Below are 16,728 nucleotides of genomic sequence, written 5' to 3'. Positions count from 1 at the left end.
CGCGCCGGCATCGCGCCGGGAGCGGCCCGCATGCACACCGTTATCGATGAATCGCCGCCCGCAGCCGCTTCACATCCTGCTCCGACACCGGCGCGGCGCGATTCCCCCACGCGCCGCGCACATAGCTGACCACTGCCGCGATTTCGCTGCTCGTCAGCGCGCCGCGCATCGCGGGCATCCGCTGCACGGGGCCGTTCGTGCCGGGCGCCGGCCGCGCGCCTTCGACGACGATCCGGATCGCGCTCGTCGGATCGGCCGCGAGCACGGCCGAATTGCCCGCGAGCGGCGGGCCGTGATCGCGCACGCCGGCGCCGTCCGCGCCGTGACAGCGCGCGCAGAACCCCGCATACACGCCGGCGCCCGGCGCCTGCTGACCGCCTTCCGGCCGCGGCCCTGCGGCCGTCAGGCGCGGGACGCCGACGCCCAGCGGGTTCGTCGCGGCAGTCGGTTGCGCGGGCAACGATTTCAGGTACACGGCGATCGCGTGACGATCGTCGTCGCTGAGCAGCGCGGTGCTCTCTTCGACGACCGGCGCCATCGCGCCGAACACCGCGCCGCGCACCGCATGACCGCTGCGAAGGAAGGCCGCGAGATCGTCGATCGTCCAGCGGCCGAGGCCGTCCGCATCCGCGCCGGTCAGGTTCGGCGCGAACCAGTGATCGTTGATGCCGCCGGTCAGGAACGCCGGGCTACGCTCGTCGTAGCCTCGCTCGTTGTAGGCCGGGCCGCGCGGCGTATGGCACGCGCCGCAGTGGCCGAGCCCCTGCACGAGATACGCGCCGCGATTCCATTGCGCCGATTGCGACGGTTGCGGCACGAACCGGTCGCGGTTCGCGAACGCGACGCTCCATAGCCCGAGCACCCAGCGCTGGTTGAACGGAAACGGCAGCCGCGTGAGCTTTGCGGCGTTCGCGGACGGCGCGACGCCGCGCATGAAATACGCATAGAGCGCACGCACGTCGGCGTCGGTCATCCGCGCGAACGACGGGTAGGGCATCGCCGGATACAGCCGGCTGCCGTCCGCGCGCACACCGCGCCGCAACGCGTCGTCGAACTGCCGCAGCGTGTAGTGGCCGATTCCGTGCGCCGGATCCGGCGTGATGTTCGGCGCATAGATCGGCCCGAACGGCGAATTCACCGGCTGGCCGCCCGCGTACGGCGTGTGATCGGCCGCGTCGTGGCAGGCCGCGCAGTCGCCGGCGAACGCGAGGTAGCGGCCGCGCGCGATCGTCGCGGCGTCCGCGTTCGCGGCGGCAGCGGCGACCATCGGGCGTCGGGCCGCCCTGGCGGATGCCGCATCCGATGGCGCGGCGGGCAATGGGGCCGACACCGACGACGCAGCCGCCGACGCCGCAGCAGGCGGCCCGGAAAGCCGGCGATCCTCTTTCACGCGAGCCGACATCGACGCGCCGGCATCGGCCGCCAACGCACCGATCCGCACGAAGCGCCAGCTCGACGCGGGTTCGGGTGCTTCCGCCGCCGACGCGGCGTCGGCCGTATCGCCGCCGGACACCGGATGGTCGTCCTGCCGCATGTCGCAGGCGGCGAGCGCGACGCACGCGGCGAGTACGGCGCTGATGGCGCTGATCGCGCGCCCGGGAAAGCGGAACGAAGCAAACGAGATCAGCGCCATGGACTGCACGGCCCCACGAAAGCCGACACGATGCCCGTGAACACGAGACCGATCACGAACCCGAGCGCGGCGAGCATCCCGCAGCGCGCGAGGAAGCGCGTGCTGTCGTCGCGGGTCGCGGCCTGAAGGTTGGCGTCGTGCCTGCGTTGCCACGTGCGCACCAGCCAGGTGGCGAACGCCGCCGCCAGCGCGAACGCGCATGCGGCGATCAGCGCGAGCCACACGCCCACGTGCGCCCAGCGCGGCACGGCCTGCGCGACGCCGAGCGGATAGCACGCGGTCGACGCGAGCGTCTCGGACGCGAGCATCTGCGCGAACCACAGCGCGGGCGCGCCGATCAGGCCGGCCGCGATCGCGAGCAACGGGGTCCACGAGCGGTGCGCGCCGTTCATCCCGACCTCCTGAGCCAGTACGGCGACACGTACAGCGCGGTGAAGATGAACAGCCACACGATGTCGACGAAGTGCCAGTAGAGCCCGCCGACCGTCAGCGCGACGCGCCGCTCGCCGCTGAAGAAGCCGGCGGCCGTCCAGCCGGCGAGCAGCGCGAGGATCACGAGCCCGGCCACCACGTGCGCGAGGTGAAAGCCGGTGATCGTGAAGTACAGGCTGCCGTACAGGTGTACGGTCGGGCCATACGGATGGTCGCGCCATTCGTGCAGTTGAACCAGCGCGAACGCGACGCCGAGCACCAGCGCGACGGCGAGCGCGGCCACCGCGCGCGGCCGCTTGCCGGCCCGCACCGCGCGCTCGGCGAGCCACACGAACCCGCTGCTCGACAGCAGCACGACCGTGTTGCCGGCCGCGAGGCCGATCTTCGGCATCCCTTCGGGCGGCCACGGCGCGGACGACTGCGACTGCAGGTAGAAGTAGCAGAACAGCAGGTAGCCGAACAGTCCGGCCTCGGTCACGATCAGCGTGATGACGCCCCCCCACCCGCCCGCGCGTTCGCCGCAACTGCCGACCGGCAGCGGTTCGACGCACGCGGCCGGCGCGCCCGCCCGCACCGTGGCCGACGGCGGTTCGCCCGGATACACGCCGGCCGCGGCCGACGGCGCCTGCGTGTCGTCGCGGGCCGGCAGGTGCGCGCGCTGCCCGAGCGTGCTGCGCGGCCACAGCCAGACGGCGGTCACGATCGCGCAACCGGCGACGGCCACGCAGACGAGCGTCGGCGAGCGCGCCAGCATCGCCGCGAACACCGCCGTGGCAAGCAGCGCGAGCACGAATGGCACGCAGCTGTCCTCCGGCATCTTCAGGATCGCGCTCGGCTTTGCCGTGAGCGGCGTGACGGCGAGCGCCTCGCGGCCGTCGGCAAGCCGGTAGCCGACGCGCATGCTGGTGCGCTTCGGATCCTTGCGCGTTTCCCACAGCGGATGCCGTGAGCCGACGAGCGGCAGCACCGCGAAGTTGTACACGGGCGTCGGCGACGCGACCGACCATTCGAGCCCGGCCCCGCCCCACGGATTCTCGCCGGCACGCGCACCGCGCCGCGCGCTGACGAGCGCGTTGACGACGAACATCACGATGCCGATGCCGAAGATGAACGAGCCGATCGTGGTCAGCAGGTTCGACGTATCCCAGCCCATCCCGGACGGATAGGTATAGATGCGGCGCGGCATCCCGAGCAGCCCGGCGACGTGCATCGGGAAGAAGCCGAGGTTGAAGCCGACCAGCACGACCCAGAACGTCAGGCGTCCGAAGCGCTCGTTCATCATCCGCCCGGTGAACTTCGGGAACCAGTACGTGACGCCGCCGAGCACCGGGAACACGTTGATGCCGAGCAGCACGTAATGCAGGTGCGCGACGACGAAGTACGTGTCGGTCAACTGCCAGTCGAGCGGCACCGCGGCCGTCATCACGCCGGACACGCCGCCGATCACGAACATCAGCACGAAGCCCGCGAAATACAGGAACGGCGTGCGGAACACCGGGCGGCCGGTCCAGATCGTCGCGAGCCACGCGAACACCGCGACCGCGCTCGGGATCGAGATCAGCATGCTCGCCGCGCCGAAGAACGCGAGCGCGAGCGGCGCGATGCCGGTCGCGAACATGTGGTGCACCCACACCTCGAAGCCGATCAGCATCGTCGCCACCGTCGACACCGCGACGGCCTCGTACGCGACGAGCGGCCGCCGGCAGAAGGTCGGCAGCGCGTCCGACACGATGCCCATCGCGGGCAGCACGACCACGTACACCCACGGGTGCGCGAACATCCAGAACAGGTGCTGCCACAGCAGCGGCCGGCCGCCGTTCGCGACGTCGAAGAAATGCGTGCCGGCATTGCGGTCGAGCCACAGCAGCAGGAACGCGAGGCTCACCGACGGCACCGCGACGAGGTTCGCGACCGATGCGGTCAGCGTGCCCCATACGATGATCGGCAGCCGGTCGATCGACATCCCGTGCGCGCGCATGCGCAGCAGCGTGACGATGAAGTTCGCCGCGCCGCCGGTCGTCGAAATGCCGAGCAGGATCATCCCGAGCGCATAGATGTCGATGTTCGCGCCGGCGCTGTAGTCGAGCGACGTGAGCGGCACGTAGTTGAACCAGCCTCCGTCGGGCACCGCGCCGAGCGGAAAGCTCGCGTACAGGAACAGCCCGGCGAACAGGAACGCCCAGTACGAAAAGGCATTGAGCCGCGGGAACGCCATGTCGCGCGAGCCGAGCATCAGCGGCCACAGGTAGTTCGCGAAGCCGGACAGCACCGGCAGCGCGTACAGGAAGATCATCGTGACGCCGTGCATCGTGAACAGCGAGTCGTACTGCGCGGGGGTGAGCACCGTCGCGTTCGGCCGCGCGAGCTGGATGCGCATCACGAGCGCCTCGACGCCGCCGAGCAGCAGGAACGCGAAGGCGGTGACGATGTAGCGCAGCCCGATGCGCTTGTGGTCGACCGTGCCGAGCCAGCCGCGCCAGCCGGGTTCCGATTCCCACAGCGCGGCGAGCGCGCGTTCGTGCGCGGAGCCTGGCGGCGCGTCGCCGAGGTCGGGCACGCGGCTGAGCGCGGTGGGCGTGTCGTGGGCAACGGCCATTCGTGATCCTCCGTTCAGTGCAGCGTCGCGAGATAGGCGGCGAGATCGTCGGCCTCGCGCGGCGCGAGCGCGAACGACGGCATCAGCGTCTGCGGCTTGATCTGCTGCGCGTGCGCGATCCAGAGCCGCAGGTTGTCGGGCGTGTTGTCGAGCGTGCCGGCCGCGAGCAGCCGGCGCGATCCGAGATGCGACAGGTCGGGGCCCGCGTCGCCCGCCGCATCGGTGCCGCGCACCGCGTGGCAGCCCGCGCAGCGCGTGGCGAACACGTGCCGGCCGCGCTGCTCGTCGCCGGCCGCGGGGGCGGGAGCCGGCTGCCGCTGCGCGGCCAGCCACGCGCGAAACGCATCGGGCGGCTCGGCCACGACCTCGAACGCCATGTGCGCGTGCTGCGCGCCGCAGTATTGCGAACACTGTCCGCGATAGACGCCGGGCCGGTCGGCTTGCAGCCATTGATGGTTGGTCTGGCCGGGAATCGTCTGCGTTTTACCGGCCAGCTGCGGAACCCAGAACGCATGAATCACGTCCGCGCTGTTCAGTTCGATCGCGACGGGCTCGCCCACCGGGATGTGGATCTCGTTGGCGGTGACGAACGCGGCGCCGCTCGCGTCGTCCGGATAGCGGACGGCCCACCACCAGTCGTGCGCGGTCACGACGATCGTCAGCGCCGGCGGGCGCGGCGGCGCCGCGACCACGCCGAGTACGCGCAGCATATATACGAGCGCGGCGAACAGCAGCACGATCGAGATCGCGGAGCCGACCGTCACGATCGCCAGCCCGCTGCGCCGGGCGCCGTCTGCGTGCGCGCGGCGGCGAAATATCGCGATCAGCAGCAACACCGCGATCGCGATGCACACGAACGTGCACAGTGCGACGAGCGCCCAGCCGAGCACGAACACCGGACGCGCGGCGGGGCCGGCCGCGTGCGCGACGTACGCGAGCGGCAGCGGTCCGGCGGGTCCGGCGGTGGCTTCACCGAATTCGCGGAACTCGCTGGCCGCACGCGCAGCCGCCGGAGCGACGACGCATGCGACGGAAGCTATGCACGCGATACGGCGCGCTTGGGCGAACGGCGAAACGAGCAACGCGACTCCTTGCCATGATTCGACGGCATGACGACAAACCGTTCGCGGCGGAGCAATTTCCGTGCGCACGCCGCGCGTTTGCGCATGGCTCGAAGATTGCGTGGGCAACGTCCGGCGCGTTACAGCGTGCTTGTAAATTGGGCGAGCGTTCACGGCGCGCGCCTGGATCGCAAGGCCCGCGCGTCGCGCGGCATGCCGCTTGCTACGCCGATCGCGTCCCGGCACGCAACGCCGACACAGGCGCCGACGTGTCGGCCACCGTGAAATAGCGGGAGGACTCGACCGTGAAGACCGTCGCGATCACCGGTGCGAGCGCCGGCGTCGGCCGCGCGAGCGCCCACGCTTTCGCGCGGCTCGGCGTGAACGTCGCGCTGCTGGCACGCGATCCGCGCGCGCTGCACGACACCGCGTCCGAAGTGCGCGCGTATGGCGTCGAGGCGCTGCCTATCGCCGTCGACGTCAGCGACGCCGCCGCGCTCGATGCGGCCGCCGAGCGCATCGAGAACGAACTCGGGCCGCTCGACGTATGGGTCAATAATGCGATGGTCACGGTGTTCGCGCCATTCGACGAAATTTCGCCGGAAGACTATGCACGCGTGACCGACGTCACCTACCTGGGCTGCGTGTACGGCACGCGCGCGGCGCTCGCGCGGATGGCGCCGCGCAATCGCGGCACGATCGTCCAGGTCGGCTCCGCGCTCGCGTACCGGTCGATCCCGCTGCAGGCGGCGTACTGCGGCGCGAAGCACGCGATCCGGGGCTTCACCGACGCGCTGCGCTGCGAGCTGTTGCATGCGCACAGCCGCGTGCGCGTGACGATGGTGCAGTTGCCGGCGATCGACACGCCGCAGTTCGACTGGGCCCAATCCACGTTGCCGAATGCGCCGCGCCCCGTCGCGCCCGTTTATGCGCCCGAAGTGGCGGCCGACGCGATCGTGCAGGCCGCGCGTCGTCCGTGCCGCGAGCGCTGGGTCGGCTGGTCGTCGCTTGCCGCGATCGCGGCGAACGCGTTCGCGCCCGGCTGCTTCGACCGCTATCTCGCGCATACGGCCGTGCGCGGCCAGCAACGCGCGACGCCGGCCGGCCCGCGCGAATCGAATTTGTGGCATACCGTGCCGGCCGGCCATGCGACGCGCGGCGCGTTCACCGCCGAAGCGCGCCGCACCGGCGCCGAGGCCGGGCTCGGCGCGTCGCGCGCGCTGGCGTTCGCCGCGGTCGTCGCGGTGCTCGCGGCGGGCTTCGTCGCCGCGCGCAAGCTGGACCGGTGAGCGCGATGCGCATCGAGGACTACGCGCTGATCGGCGACGGCCGCAGCGCCGCGCTCGTCGCGCGCGACGGCAGCATCGACTGGCTGTGCTGGCCGGACTTCGACTCGCCGCCATGCTTCGCCGCACTCGTCGGCACGCCGGAGAACGGCCGTTTCCGCATTGCGCCGCGCGAGCCGGATGCACGTGCCGCGCGCCGCTATCTGCCTGGCACCGCGATTCTCGAAACGACTTTCGAAACATCGTCGGGCTGCATCGTGATCCTCGACTGGATGAGCTGGAATACGGCAGATCCGTGCATGGTCCGCAGCGTGCGCGGCGAGCGCGGCACGGTCGAGATCGACGTCGATCTCGGCGTGCGCTTCGACTACGGCCACGCGCTGCCGTGGTGCCGTCCGTTCGGTCGGCGCTGGCGGATGATGACGGGCGGCGATGCGATGTGGCTCGATACCGAGATGCAACTCGACGTGCAGGCCGACCGGCTCGTCGGCTCGCAGCGGATCACGGCGGGCGAGCGCGTGGATTTCGGCATCAGCTACGCGCGTTCGTACGACCGGCCGCCGGCCGTGCCGGACGCCTACGCATCGGTGCGCGACACGCAGTCGTTCTGGCGCGCCTGGGTGAAGTGCAACACGGCGGAAGGTCCGTACCGCGACGCGATCGAGCGCGCGCTGATCACGGTGAAGCTGCTGTCGAGCCTGCGCACCGGCGGCATCGTCGCGGCGCCGACCAGCTCGCTGCCCGAGCGTTTCGGCGGCAAGCGCAACTGGGATTACCGGTTCTGCTGGCTGCGCGACGCGAGTTTCACGCTGCGCGCGCTGGTGCGCTGCGGGTACCGCGAAGAGGCCGCGCGCTGGCGCGACTGGCTGGTGCGCGCGATCGCCGACCATCCGTCGCAATTGCAGGTGCTGTATGGGGCCGACGGCGGCCGTCGCGCGGCGGAATGGACCGCCGCGCATCTGGCCGGCTACGAAGGCGCGCAACCGGTGCGTTTCGGCAACGCGGCGGCCGAGCAGTTGCAGCTCGACGTGTACGGCGAGGTGCTGTGTGCGCTGTACCATGCGCGCCGGCACGGCTTGCCGCCCGACGACGACGCGTGGATGCTCGAGCGGCGGCTGCTCGAGCATCTCGCGACGGTCTGGCGCGAACCCGACGAAGGGATCTGGGAAGTGCGCAGCGGCCGGCACCTGTTCACGTCGTCGAAGGTGATGGTATGGGCGGCGGTCGAAAGCGCGTACCGATCGGCGCGCGCGTTCGGCCATCACGCGCCGCTCGACGTGTGGCGGCGCTGGGCCGATGCGATTCGCGACGACGTGCTCGCACGTGGTTACCACGAGCAACTCGGCCGCTTCGTCGAGCGCTACGACGGCGACGGGCTCGACGTGAGCCTGCTGCTGATTCCGCTGACGGGCATGCTCGACGCGTGCGATCCCCGCGTGGCCGGCACGGTTGCCGCGATCGAGCGGGAATTGCTGGAGGACGGGCTGCCGTTCCGCTACCGGCCGCAGCGCTTCAACGACGGCTGCGAAGGCGACGAAGGCGCGTTCGTCACGGCCGGTTTCTGGCTCGTGCAGGTGTACCGGATGCAGGGCCGCGACGACGACGCGCACGCGCTGTTCGCGCGGCTGCTGGGCCTGCGCAACGACGTCGGGCTGCTGGGCGAGGAATACGACGTGAAGGCGCGGCGCCTGTGCGGAAATTTCCCGTTCACGCTCGCGCAGGTCGGGTTGATCAACGCGGCGCTCGCGCTGCAGGGCGACGGAAGCGACGACGTCGATATCGGCTGACGCGCTGCCGCTCACCGAGTGCGACGGGCGACACCGCGAACGCGCCGTGCCGCGCCGCCGCTCGTCATCCGCTACGCCCCTTTCTTGCCTCCCTTGCCACCGTGTTCGCCATTGCCCGGCAGCACGGCCGACAGCACCTGCCGCGCGGTCTCGACGATCACGTTCGCTTCGCGCGGGTCGCCCTTCACCAGCGTTTCCGCGAAGTGCTTCGCCTGCTGCAGGGTCACGTGCGGCGGCAGGGGCGGCACCTCCGGATCGCTTTTCACCTCGAGCACGACCGGGCGGTCGGAAGCCAGCGCGTCGTCCCACGCGGCGCCGAGCTGTTCCGGATCGTCGACGTAGATGCCCTTCAGCCCGAGCAGCGACGCGAAGCGGGAGTACGGCACGTTCGGAATCTGCTGCGACGCGTCGAACTTCGGGTCGCCTTCCATCACGCGCTGCTCCCACGTGACCTGATTCAGGTCCTCGTTGTTCAGCACCATGCAGATCCAGCGCGGATCGGGCCATTGCCGCCAGTATTTCGCGACGGTGATCAGCTCGGCCATGTTGTTCATCTGCATCGCGCCGTCGCCGACCATTGCGATCACCGGCCGCACCGGGTACGCGAACTTCGCGGCGATCGCGTAGGGCACCGCCGCGCCCATCGACGCGAGCCCGCCCGACAGCGAGCCCATCATCCCGCGCCGCATCATCAGGTCGCGCGCATACCAGTTCGCGCACGAGCCGGAATCGCTCGTCAGGATCACGTCGTCGGGCAGCCGCGGCGACAACTCGGTGAACGCGCGCTGCGGATTCACGCCGCGCCCGGCGCTCGCCTTCGCGGCCGCGCGCGCGGCCAGCGTTTCGTGCCAGTCCGCATTCCATTTCGCGATCCGGTCGCGCCAGCCGGTGTCGCCGCGCTCCCTCAGCAGCGGCAGCAGCGCGCGCAGCGTCTCGGCGCTGTCGCCGACGAGGTTCACCTCCATCGGATAGCGCAGGCTCAGCATGTCGGCCTTCAGGTCGATCTGCACGCCGCGCGCCTGGCCTTCCTTCGGCAGGAATTCCGAATACGGGAAGCCGGAGCCGACGACGAGCAGCGTGTCGCATTCGGTCATCAGCGCGTAGCTCGGCTTGGTGCCGAGCAGCCCGATCGAGCCCGTCACCCACGGCAGGGCATCCGGCAGCGCGGCCTTGCCGAGCAGCGCCTTCGCGGCGCCCGCGCCGAGCCGGTCGGCCACCGCGATCACCTCGTCGGTCGCGTGCAGCGCGCCCGCGCCCACCAGCATCGCGACCTTCTTGCCCGCATTGAGCACGTCGGCTGCGCGCTGCAGGTCGTCCGCGTACGGCACCACCTTCGGCGGCGTGTAGCCGACCCCCGAATGGACGGTGCCGTGCGCGCGCTTCGGCGGCGCGTAGTCGAGTTCCTGCAGGTCGCTGGGCAGCACCAGCGCGGTGACGGTGCGCGCGCCGAGCGCGATGCGCACCGCGCGGTCGACCAGGTGGCGCACCTGCGCGGGCACCACTGCAAGCTGGACGAAAGCGCCCGCGACGTCCTTGAGCAGCGCCGGCAGATCGACTTCCTGCTGATAGTGGCCGCCGAGCGCCGCGCGCGCCTGCTGGCCGACGATCGCGAGCACCGGCATGTGGTCGAGCCGCGCGTCGTACAGGCCGGTCACGAGGTGCGTGGCGCCGGGGCCCGAGGTCGCGACGCAGACGCCGAGCTCGCCTGTAAATTTTGCATGCGCGGACGCCATGAAGGCCGCCATTTCCTCGTGGCGCGCCTGGATGAATTCGATCTTGCCCTCGGCCCGGCCGAGCGCGCCGAAAAAGCCGTTGATGCCGTCGCCAGGGTAGCCGTACACGCGGCGCACGCCCCAGTCGTACAGCCGTTCGACGATGAAATCCGCCACTGTCGCCATGCCGTTTCTCCTTGGTTCCGGATGAGCCGAAGCGCCGTGCGCGGGCGATTCTCCTGCGCGGCGCTGTCCGGGCGCTCCCGCAAGGCGCATGCCGTGCTATCGCGTCGGGCACGGGCGTTGCACGCTGGCGTGGCAAGCAAAAAGGCAAGCAATCCGGAGCGCAACGGGGAAGCGCAGGCGGACGGGGAGGGCGCTCGCGATGGCCGCTGACGAATCGTTGCCCGCGGGCCGTTGCGCGCGGCGACGCGCATGCGCGCGCACGGTGGCCACGGTGGCGGTAGGCGGTCTCCGTCCGCCGCGCGGCGTGCATCGTGCATCCGCCGGTCAACCTTCGAGGAGTCACGACATGGATCCGTTCACTCGCCGCCCGATGCGCACGTCCCGGCGCCGCGCGGCCTGCGCGCTGTTGGTCGCGGCCGTTGCCGCGCTGCCGGCGTGGGGCCAGTTGCGCCCGCCGGCCCCCGCGGCCGTTGCCGACACGCCGACTCAAGCGTACAAGCGCGCGGACCACAGGATGATGGAAGCGATGGAAAGCGCACCGTACACCGACGACGCCGATCGCGACTTCGTCGCGCACATGACGCCGCACCACCAGGGCGCGATCGACATGGCGCGGGTCGAGCTGAAATACGGCAAGGACCCGACGCTGCGCAAGCTCGCGACCCGCATCATCGCCGCGCAGCGCGACGAGATCGCGCTGATGGAGCACTGGCAGAAGGAGCATGGCGCGGCGCCGTGAGCGCCGGCGGCGATTCAGGCGCTGCCGGGCACGCCGTGATCGGTAGCGTCCGCGCAGCGGTTGCAGGCGTTCCGGACGACCGCCCCCGCTTTCATGCTGCCCGCGCTAGCGCTGTGCGGGTGCCGGTCGTACCGGGTGTTTCGCGGCAAGGTTCGTGGCGATATCGGCTGCGAGCCCCAGCGACGACGGTGTGCAAGAGTGTGCAGCATGGGAAGTGAACGACGCGTGATGGACCACACGATCGACAGTGTCGCCGCCTACATGGCCGCGATCGGCGCGGCGCAGGGTACTACGGCATCGCGGCTGTTTCGCGGGCAGTGCAACGCCGGCTGGCCCCTCGTGCCGAGCATCGCGCGTCAGCGCGCGTCGCCGGACGTGGAAGCGCAAATGCTCGACGAATTCACGCGGCGCGCGCTGCCGCATCTCGATCCGGCCCCGAACCTCGATGCGTGCGACTGGCTCGCGCTCGCGCAGCAGCATGGAATGCGCACGCGGCTGCTCGACTGGTCCGGCAACGCGCTGGCCGCGCTGTGGTTCGCGGTCAGAAGCGCGAACGGCACGGGGGACGACGGCGCGGTGTGGTGCCTGTCGCACGATGCCGACGACATCGCGACCGCTGCCGAGCGCCACGCGCCGTTGCAGGTCACGCGCACCAAGGTGTTCCGGCCGCGTCACGTGATGCCGAGGATCACCGCGCAGGACGGCTGGTTCACGATCCACCGCTACGACGCCGACGCGCAGGGTTTCGCGCCGCTCGACGAGGATCCGGACCTGGCCGGCCGCCTGATCCGCATCGTCGTGCCGGGCGATCGCTTCGGCGCGATCCGCCGCGAACTGGCCGGCGTCGGCGTCAGCATCGGCACGATCTTCCCTGACCTCGACGGCATTGCGCAACTAACGGACATCCGCTTTTTCCCCCACGACGAGGATACGCATGCGCCGCGGTGAGCGGCGGCGGCCCGCCGCACGCACTGTTGCGCAGCGCGAGTCCGCCCCGACGATTTTTCAACGGCTTGTCATTTCGGCCGCCCCCGGTGCGGCGTGAAGCGGCCCGCCGTCTTGCACTTCGGTTGCCGACCGAGGCGCCCGAACGAGGCACGGCACATGCTGTCTCGTGATGACGAAGCCCGGCGGTACCGGGTATCGACTACGGTGATTCCCATGACTTCCAGAACGCGTTCGAACAGTCCGTTGTTGAATCTTGCGGTGGCCGTCGCGTGCGGCGCGGCGGCGATGTATTTCCTCGATCCGGCGTCGGGCCGGCGGCGGCGCGCATACGTGCGCGACAAGGCCGCGGCGAGCCGGCACGGCGTGCTCGACTATGCGAATACGCAGGCGAAGCGTGCGGCCGACCGCGCGCGCGGCGCGATCTCGGGCCTGCGCGCCGACTGGCTCGCGGGCGATGCGGACGACGTGGTGGTCGCCGAACGCGTACGCGCGGCGCTGGGCCATCTGGTCGGGGGTGCGCGCGACGTCGATGTGAGCGTTTCGCACGGGCATGTGCGCTTGAGCGGGCAGGTGGAGGAAGCGGAACGGCATGCGATCGTCGACGGCGTCGCCGCGGTGCATGGCGTGAAGGCCGTCGAGGACGCGATGGGCGCGCGCAGCGAATACACGGCGCCGCCCGGCGGCCCGGTGCACTGACGGCGGCATCGGCCGCGCGCCGGCCGGCGCGGTACGAACACGACACGAATCCGGCGCACGCGCGGCCGCCGCCACGACGGCTGCGCGGCGCCCATCCGGAGAACAGCTGATGACCGATCGCCCATCCCCCGGCACGCCGCCTCCCGCACCCGAACCCGATGCGCACCACGCGCTCGAAAGCCTGCTGGGCAGCCTGCACCGGCACGGCTTCCTGCGCTTCGCGAACGAGGTCGTCAGCGCGAATGCGCAGATGGCCGAGACGTTCGTCGGCGCGTTCGACAAGCCCGGCACGCAAATCGGTGTGCAGAACCTTGCGGCGCTCGTGATGGCACTGTCGCGCATTCCGCCGGAGCAGTTCGCCAAGGCCGTGTTCGCGGCCGCCGATGCGCTCCATCACATCGGCGCGTGGAAGCCGGCCGAGCACGAACACGTCGCGCCCGGCGTGCGCGGCGCGTACCGGCTGCTGAACGACGAAGAATTGTGGGACGCGCTGACGCCGCTGCTCGAAGGGTTGAAGGTATTCGCGCAAGGCCTTGCGCGCGAGCCGCATAACGCCGCGAGCCCGTCGGTCAGCGACAGGCCGACCGACGCGTGACGGCGGCGAGCGGCGGCTCGCGCATCGCTCAGCCCTTGTCCGGCGCCGCGTTACCCGCCGCACCCGCCGTGCCGTCGCGCGGGGCGCCCGCGCCGAGGTCGGCCCCCGTCACCGGGTCGCAGCCGGGATCCGACGCGAGGCGTCGCGCCATCGCTTCCAAAGCCTGCGACTGCTGCGGCTCGACCGCGCCTTTCGCAGCGCCGTCGCCGCCGTCGACGGCCGGCTCGCCGCGCCGCAATGACAGCGAATCGCCGCGATTCCATGGGCCTGCCACCGGCTCGCCGTCCTGCATCCGGAAGTACACGCGATCGTACGGGGGCGTCGGCGGCAGCTTCCCTGGCGGGAAGTTGCCGGTGATCGCGTACAGCGCCTTCTCGAACGACACCTGATGCGAGACCTCGCGCGTCATCAGGAAGCCGAGCGCGTCGCGAATGTCCGGATCGTCGGTCACGTTGATCAGCCGCTCGTAGATGATCTTCGCGCGTGCTTCTGCGGCGATGTTCGAACGCAGGTCGGCCGTCGGTTCGCCGATCGTGTCGATGTACGCGGCCGACCACGGCACGCCGCCCGAATTGGTCAGCGGCGCGCCCGCGCCGTACAGCACCTGGGTCACGTGACTGTCGTTGCCCGCGCCGTGCAGCTTGCGGTACAGCTCGGCCTGTTCGTCGACCGCTTCGGCCAGCTCGCCCTTCGCGCCGCGATTGAGCATCGCGGCCATCGAGCCAATCACTTCGAGGTGGCTCAGTTCCTCGGTCGCGATATCGAGCAGCATGTCCTTGCGGCCGGGATCCTCCTCGGTGATCGCCTGCGTGAAATAACGCATCGCGGCGGCGAGTTCGCCCTGCGGTCCGCCGAACTGTTCGAGCAGCAGATTCGCGAGTCCCGGATTTGGCGCACTGACGCGCACCGTGTACTGAAGCCGTGTGTTGTGGATGAACATGAAACCTCCGTGCGAAGAAGTGGACGTCACCTGCGACGGCGTTCGAGCACGCGGCGCGCCCATAGTGATGCGCAACGATCGGCTCGCGAGGCGCTTCGCGGAAGAATGCTCGCAGGTGGACATGCGTCGGGCGCGTTGCGCGTTGCACGCCGCGTGCCGCGTGCCGTCCGCGATTTTTCAACGCGTTGTCATTTCTGCCACCGGACGGCGTCGCCGGGTCGATCGCCGCCATGGACGATGCGCGGCTCGGCGCACGTCACCGGGTGTCGTCGCGTTCGCGCGCCGGCCCGCTGCGCGGCTGCTCGCCGGTTCGACGCGCAGGCGCGCGCTCATCGGCCGGCTGCGGCTTGCCTTCGGCAGGGTCGTGTGCGCTGCGCGGCGGCGGCGTATCCGTGCCGTGACGCTTGCCTTCGGGGCCGGGCGTGCTGTCGCCGCGGTCCTGTCCTTGCGAGTCGGTGTCGATGGAGGTAGAGCGTGTCATGGGTGGGTTCCTGTCGTGATGATCGGGTCGCGTGTTGCATGCATCGCATGTGCCGGCCGCATCCATCGCACGATGCGGCCGGCCGGGCGCGCCGCTTGCTTGATCGCGCGCCAGAGGCCGACGCGTGCAATGCCGCCCGTGGTCGCGCCTGGAGCGATATTTCATGCCTGATGTGACCCTGTTCACGTTGTCCGCTCGTGAGCCATTGCGCGCCGTGTTGCGGCGCGCATTCATGCTGCGGACGCGCGTCCGGTGGGCGCGGGCGGCGGGCTGCGTCGCGCAGGCCGCGGCACCGGCGTTGCCGGTCGACCGAACGCCGAGCGGCCTCGCACCGTCCGTGGCGATCACCCGCGCCGGCGACGGCAGCGCCGCCGGCGGCCACGACGGGCGCACCGGAGCCGGCCGCCACGACGAACGCGACACCGACGCCCCGGGCGGCGGCGGGGGCGACGGCCATCCGCACGACGATCGCGGCGGCCGCACCGGCGGCGATGGCGACGGCGGCAACGGCGAAGGTGAAGGAGAACGGAAGCGGCCGGGCAAGAAGCCGCTGATCATCCTTGGCGCGGTGGCGGTCGTGCTGGTGATCGCGGGCATCGTGTGGTGGCTCGCGACGCGCAACCAGGAAAGCACCGACGACGCGTACACGGACGGCAACGCGGTGGCCGTCGCGCCGCATGTAGCCGGCTACGTCACGCGGCTCGCCGTCGACGACAACACGTACGTGCATCGCGGCGACGTGCTGGTCGAGATCGATCCGCGCGACTATCGTGCGCAGGTCGATGCGGCGCGCGCGCAACTCGGCCTGGCGCAGGCGCAGCTCGACGCGTCGCGGGTGCAGCTCGACATCGCGCACGTGCAATTCCCGGCCCAGTACCGGCAGGCCCGCGCGCAGATCGAATCGGCGGAAGCCGCGTACCGGCAGGCGCTGGCCGCGCAGGAACGGCAGCGTGCGGTCGATGCGCGCGCAACCTCGCAGCAGGCGATCGACGCGGCCGACGCGCAGCGGGCGAGCGCCGATGCGAACGTCGCGATGGCGCAAGCGCAGGCGCGCACCGCGAGCCTCGTGCCGCAGCAGATCCGCCAGGCCGAAGCGGCCGTCGAGGAGCGCCGCCAGCAGGTGCTGGCGGCACGTGCGCAGCTCGATACGGCGAATCTCAACCTGTCGTACTGCGAAGTGCGCGCACCGTCCGACGGCTGGGTCACGCGCCGGAACATCCAGCTCGGCTCGTACCTGCAAGCCGGCGCGTCGATCTTCTCGGTCGTCACGCCGCGCGTGTGGATCACCGCGAACTTCAAGGAGTCTCAACTCGAGCGGATGCGCATCGGCGATCGCGTCGACGTGTCGGTCGACGCGTATCCGGATCTCGACCTGCACGGTCACGTCGACAGCATCCAGCTCGGCAGCGGCGCGCGGTTCTCCGCGTTTCCGGCCGAGAACGCGACCGGCAACTTCGTGAAGATCGTGCAGCGCGTGCCCGTGAAGATCGTGCTCGACGGCACGCTGCCGAACAATCCGCCGCTCGGTCTCGGCCTGTCGGCCGAACCGACCGTGCACCTCAAATGACTGGCCGCCGCGCGGCGGCCCGCTTTCACCGGAGCGATCCGATGCACGACATCCGCACGTCCGCCATGT

14 protein-coding genes are annotated in these 16,728 nt (G+C 70.7%); 7 read left to right on the top strand and 7 right to left on the bottom strand.

All coding sequences use genetic code 11. The features are described from left to right. Nucleotides 1-40: 40 nt before the first annotated feature. From SB786_RS03165 to coxB, 4 genes are read right to left on the bottom strand one after another with little or no spacing between them, the layout of a single operon-like run. Entirely contained in the window at nucleotides 41-1,633 is a 1,593-nt protein-coding gene (locus SB786_RS03165; protein WP_410726139.1) for a c-type cytochrome, read from the bottom strand. Further along, nucleotides 1,624-2,025, bottom strand: coding sequence for a cytochrome C oxidase subunit I (locus SB786_RS03160; RefSeq protein ID WP_410726138.1), 402 nt, complete (start codon nucleotides 2,023-2,025; stop codon nucleotides 1,624-1,626). The genes SB786_RS03165 and SB786_RS03160 overlap by 10 nt, the downstream gene beginning before the upstream one ends. Further along, nucleotides 2,022-4,661 (bottom strand): cytochrome c oxidase subunit I, encoded by a 2,640-nt coding sequence (ctaD, locus tag SB786_RS03155; RefSeq protein WP_410726137.1) that lies wholly within the window; start codon nucleotides 4,659-4,661, stop codon nucleotides 2,022-2,024. Before ctaD ends, SB786_RS03160 begins: the two co-directional genes overlap by 4 nt. 14 nt (nucleotides 4,662-4,675) lie before the next feature. Then, nucleotides 4,676-5,743 (bottom strand): cytochrome c oxidase subunit II, encoded by a 1,068-nt coding sequence (gene coxB, locus SB786_RS03150; protein ID WP_410726136.1) that lies wholly within the window; start codon nucleotides 5,741-5,743, stop codon nucleotides 4,676-4,678. Nucleotides 5,744-6,027: 284 nt separating this feature from the next. Here coxB and SB786_RS03145 point away from each other — a divergent pair, with 284 nt between their 5' ends. Further along, nucleotides 6,028-7,011, top strand: coding sequence for an SDR family oxidoreductase (locus SB786_RS03145; RefSeq protein WP_410726135.1), 984 nt, complete (start codon nucleotides 6,028-6,030; stop codon nucleotides 7,009-7,011). 5 nt (nucleotides 7,012-7,016) lie between these two features. Further along, the gene (locus SB786_RS03140; protein WP_410726134.1) at nucleotides 7,017-8,795 is read left to right on the top strand and encodes a glycoside hydrolase family 15 protein; all 1,779 of its coding nucleotides are present in this window, start codon (nucleotides 7,017-7,019) and stop codon (nucleotides 8,793-8,795) included. Nucleotides 8,796-8,866: 71 nt separating this feature from the next. Here the strand turns inward: SB786_RS03140 and SB786_RS03135 are convergent, their stop codons facing one another. After that, nucleotides 8,867-10,693: a thiamine pyrophosphate-requiring protein gene (locus tag SB786_RS03135; RefSeq protein WP_410726133.1), complete on the bottom strand. Its 1,827-nt coding sequence runs from the start codon at nucleotides 10,691-10,693 to the stop codon at nucleotides 8,867-8,869. A 346-nt stretch (nucleotides 10,694-11,039) separates the two neighbouring features. On the opposite strand from SB786_RS03135, the gene SB786_RS03130 reads away from it, so the two are divergent. The 4 genes from SB786_RS03130 to SB786_RS03115 all read left to right on the top strand — a co-directional run bounded on the left by SB786_RS03130 (nucleotide 11,040) and on the right by SB786_RS03115 (nucleotide 13,671). Further along, nucleotides 11,040-11,432: a DUF305 domain-containing protein gene (locus SB786_RS03130; RefSeq protein ID WP_410726132.1), complete on the top strand. Its 393-nt coding sequence runs from the start codon at nucleotides 11,040-11,042 to the stop codon at nucleotides 11,430-11,432. A gap of 207 nt (nucleotides 11,433-11,639) precedes the next feature. Then, nucleotides 11,640-12,380, top strand: a complete 741-nt coding sequence (locus SB786_RS03125) for an FRG domain-containing protein (protein WP_410726131.1) — start codon at nucleotides 11,640-11,642, stop codon at nucleotides 12,378-12,380. A gap of 213 nt (nucleotides 12,381-12,593) precedes the next feature. Further along, entirely contained in the window at nucleotides 12,594-13,076 is a 483-nt protein-coding gene (locus SB786_RS03120; RefSeq protein ID WP_410726130.1) for a BON domain-containing protein, read from the top strand. 109 nt (nucleotides 13,077-13,185) lie between these two features. Then, complete coding sequence (locus SB786_RS03115; RefSeq protein WP_410726129.1) at nucleotides 13,186-13,671, top strand: DUF1641 domain-containing protein; 486 nt, start codon at nucleotides 13,186-13,188, stop codon at nucleotides 13,669-13,671. Nucleotides 13,672-13,699: 28 nt separating this feature from the next. On the opposite strand, the gene SB786_RS03110 is transcribed toward SB786_RS03115, so the two are convergent. Both SB786_RS03110 and SB786_RS03105 read right to left on the bottom strand, forming a co-directional pair. Continuing rightward, nucleotides 13,700-14,611: a manganese catalase family protein gene (locus SB786_RS03110; protein WP_410726128.1), complete on the bottom strand. Its 912-nt coding sequence runs from the start codon at nucleotides 14,609-14,611 to the stop codon at nucleotides 13,700-13,702. Nucleotides 14,612-14,867: 256 nt separating this feature from the next. After that, complete coding sequence (locus SB786_RS03105; protein ID WP_410726127.1) at nucleotides 14,868-15,092, bottom strand: hypothetical protein; 225 nt, start codon at nucleotides 15,090-15,092, stop codon at nucleotides 14,868-14,870. Nucleotides 15,093-15,255: 163 nt separating this feature from the next. On the opposite strand from SB786_RS03105, the gene SB786_RS03100 reads away from it, so the two are divergent. Further along, nucleotides 15,256-16,659 carry an HlyD family secretion protein gene (locus tag SB786_RS03100; protein WP_410726126.1) on the top strand — a complete coding sequence of 468 codons (1,404 nt, stop codon included), beginning with the start codon at nucleotides 15,256-15,258 and terminating at the stop codon, nucleotides 16,657-16,659. The last annotated feature ends 69 nt before the right edge of the window (nucleotides 16,660-16,728 follow it).

The organism is Burkholderia sp. SIMBA_062 (genome assembly GCF_046534765.1).
Lineage (GTDB): Bacteria > Pseudomonadota > Gammaproteobacteria > Burkholderiales > Burkholderiaceae > Burkholderia > Burkholderia ambifaria.
This window is presented reverse-complemented; position numbering and strand designations above follow the sequence as displayed.

What these genes read in the sequence shown, in the direction of transcription:
- SB786_RS03135 (WP_410726133.1), bottom strand. Translation starts at nt 10,693, where the DNA reads ATGGCGACAGTGGCGGATTTCATCGTCGAACGGCTGTACGACTGGGGC.
- ctaD (WP_410726137.1), bottom strand. Translation starts at nt 4,661, where the DNA reads ATGGCCGTTGCCCACGACACGCCCACCGCGCTCAGCCGCGTGCCCGAC.
- SB786_RS03125 (WP_410726131.1), top strand. Translation starts at nt 11,640, where the DNA reads ATGGGAAGTGAACGACGCGTGATGGACCACACGATCGACAGTGTCGCC.
- SB786_RS03115 (WP_410726129.1), top strand. Translation starts at nt 13,186, where the DNA reads ATGACCGATCGCCCATCCCCCGGCACGCCGCCTCCCGCACCCGAACCC.
- SB786_RS03130 (WP_410726132.1), top strand. Translation starts at nt 11,040, where the DNA reads ATGGATCCGTTCACTCGCCGCCCGATGCGCACGTCCCGGCGCCGCGCG.
- SB786_RS03100 (WP_410726126.1), top strand. Translation starts at nt 15,256, where the DNA reads ATGCCTGATGTGACCCTGTTCACGTTGTCCGCTCGTGAGCCATTGCGC.
- SB786_RS03105 (WP_410726127.1), bottom strand. Translation starts at nt 15,092, where the DNA reads ATGACACGCTCTACCTCCATCGACACCGACTCGCAAGGACAGGACCGC.
- SB786_RS03120 (WP_410726130.1), top strand. Translation starts at nt 12,594, where the DNA reads ATGACTTCCAGAACGCGTTCGAACAGTCCGTTGTTGAATCTTGCGGTG.
- SB786_RS03110 (WP_410726128.1), bottom strand. Translation starts at nt 14,611, where the DNA reads ATGTTCATCCACAACACACGGCTTCAGTACACGGTGCGCGTCAGTGCG.
- SB786_RS03160 (WP_410726138.1), bottom strand. Translation starts at nt 2,025, where the DNA reads ATGAACGGCGCGCACCGCTCGTGGACCCCGTTGCTCGCGATCGCGGCC.
- SB786_RS03165 (WP_410726139.1), bottom strand. Translation starts at nt 1,633, where the DNA reads ATGGCGCTGATCTCGTTTGCTTCGTTCCGCTTTCCCGGGCGCGCGATC.
- SB786_RS03140 (WP_410726134.1), top strand. Translation starts at nt 7,017, where the DNA reads ATGCGCATCGAGGACTACGCGCTGATCGGCGACGGCCGCAGCGCCGCG.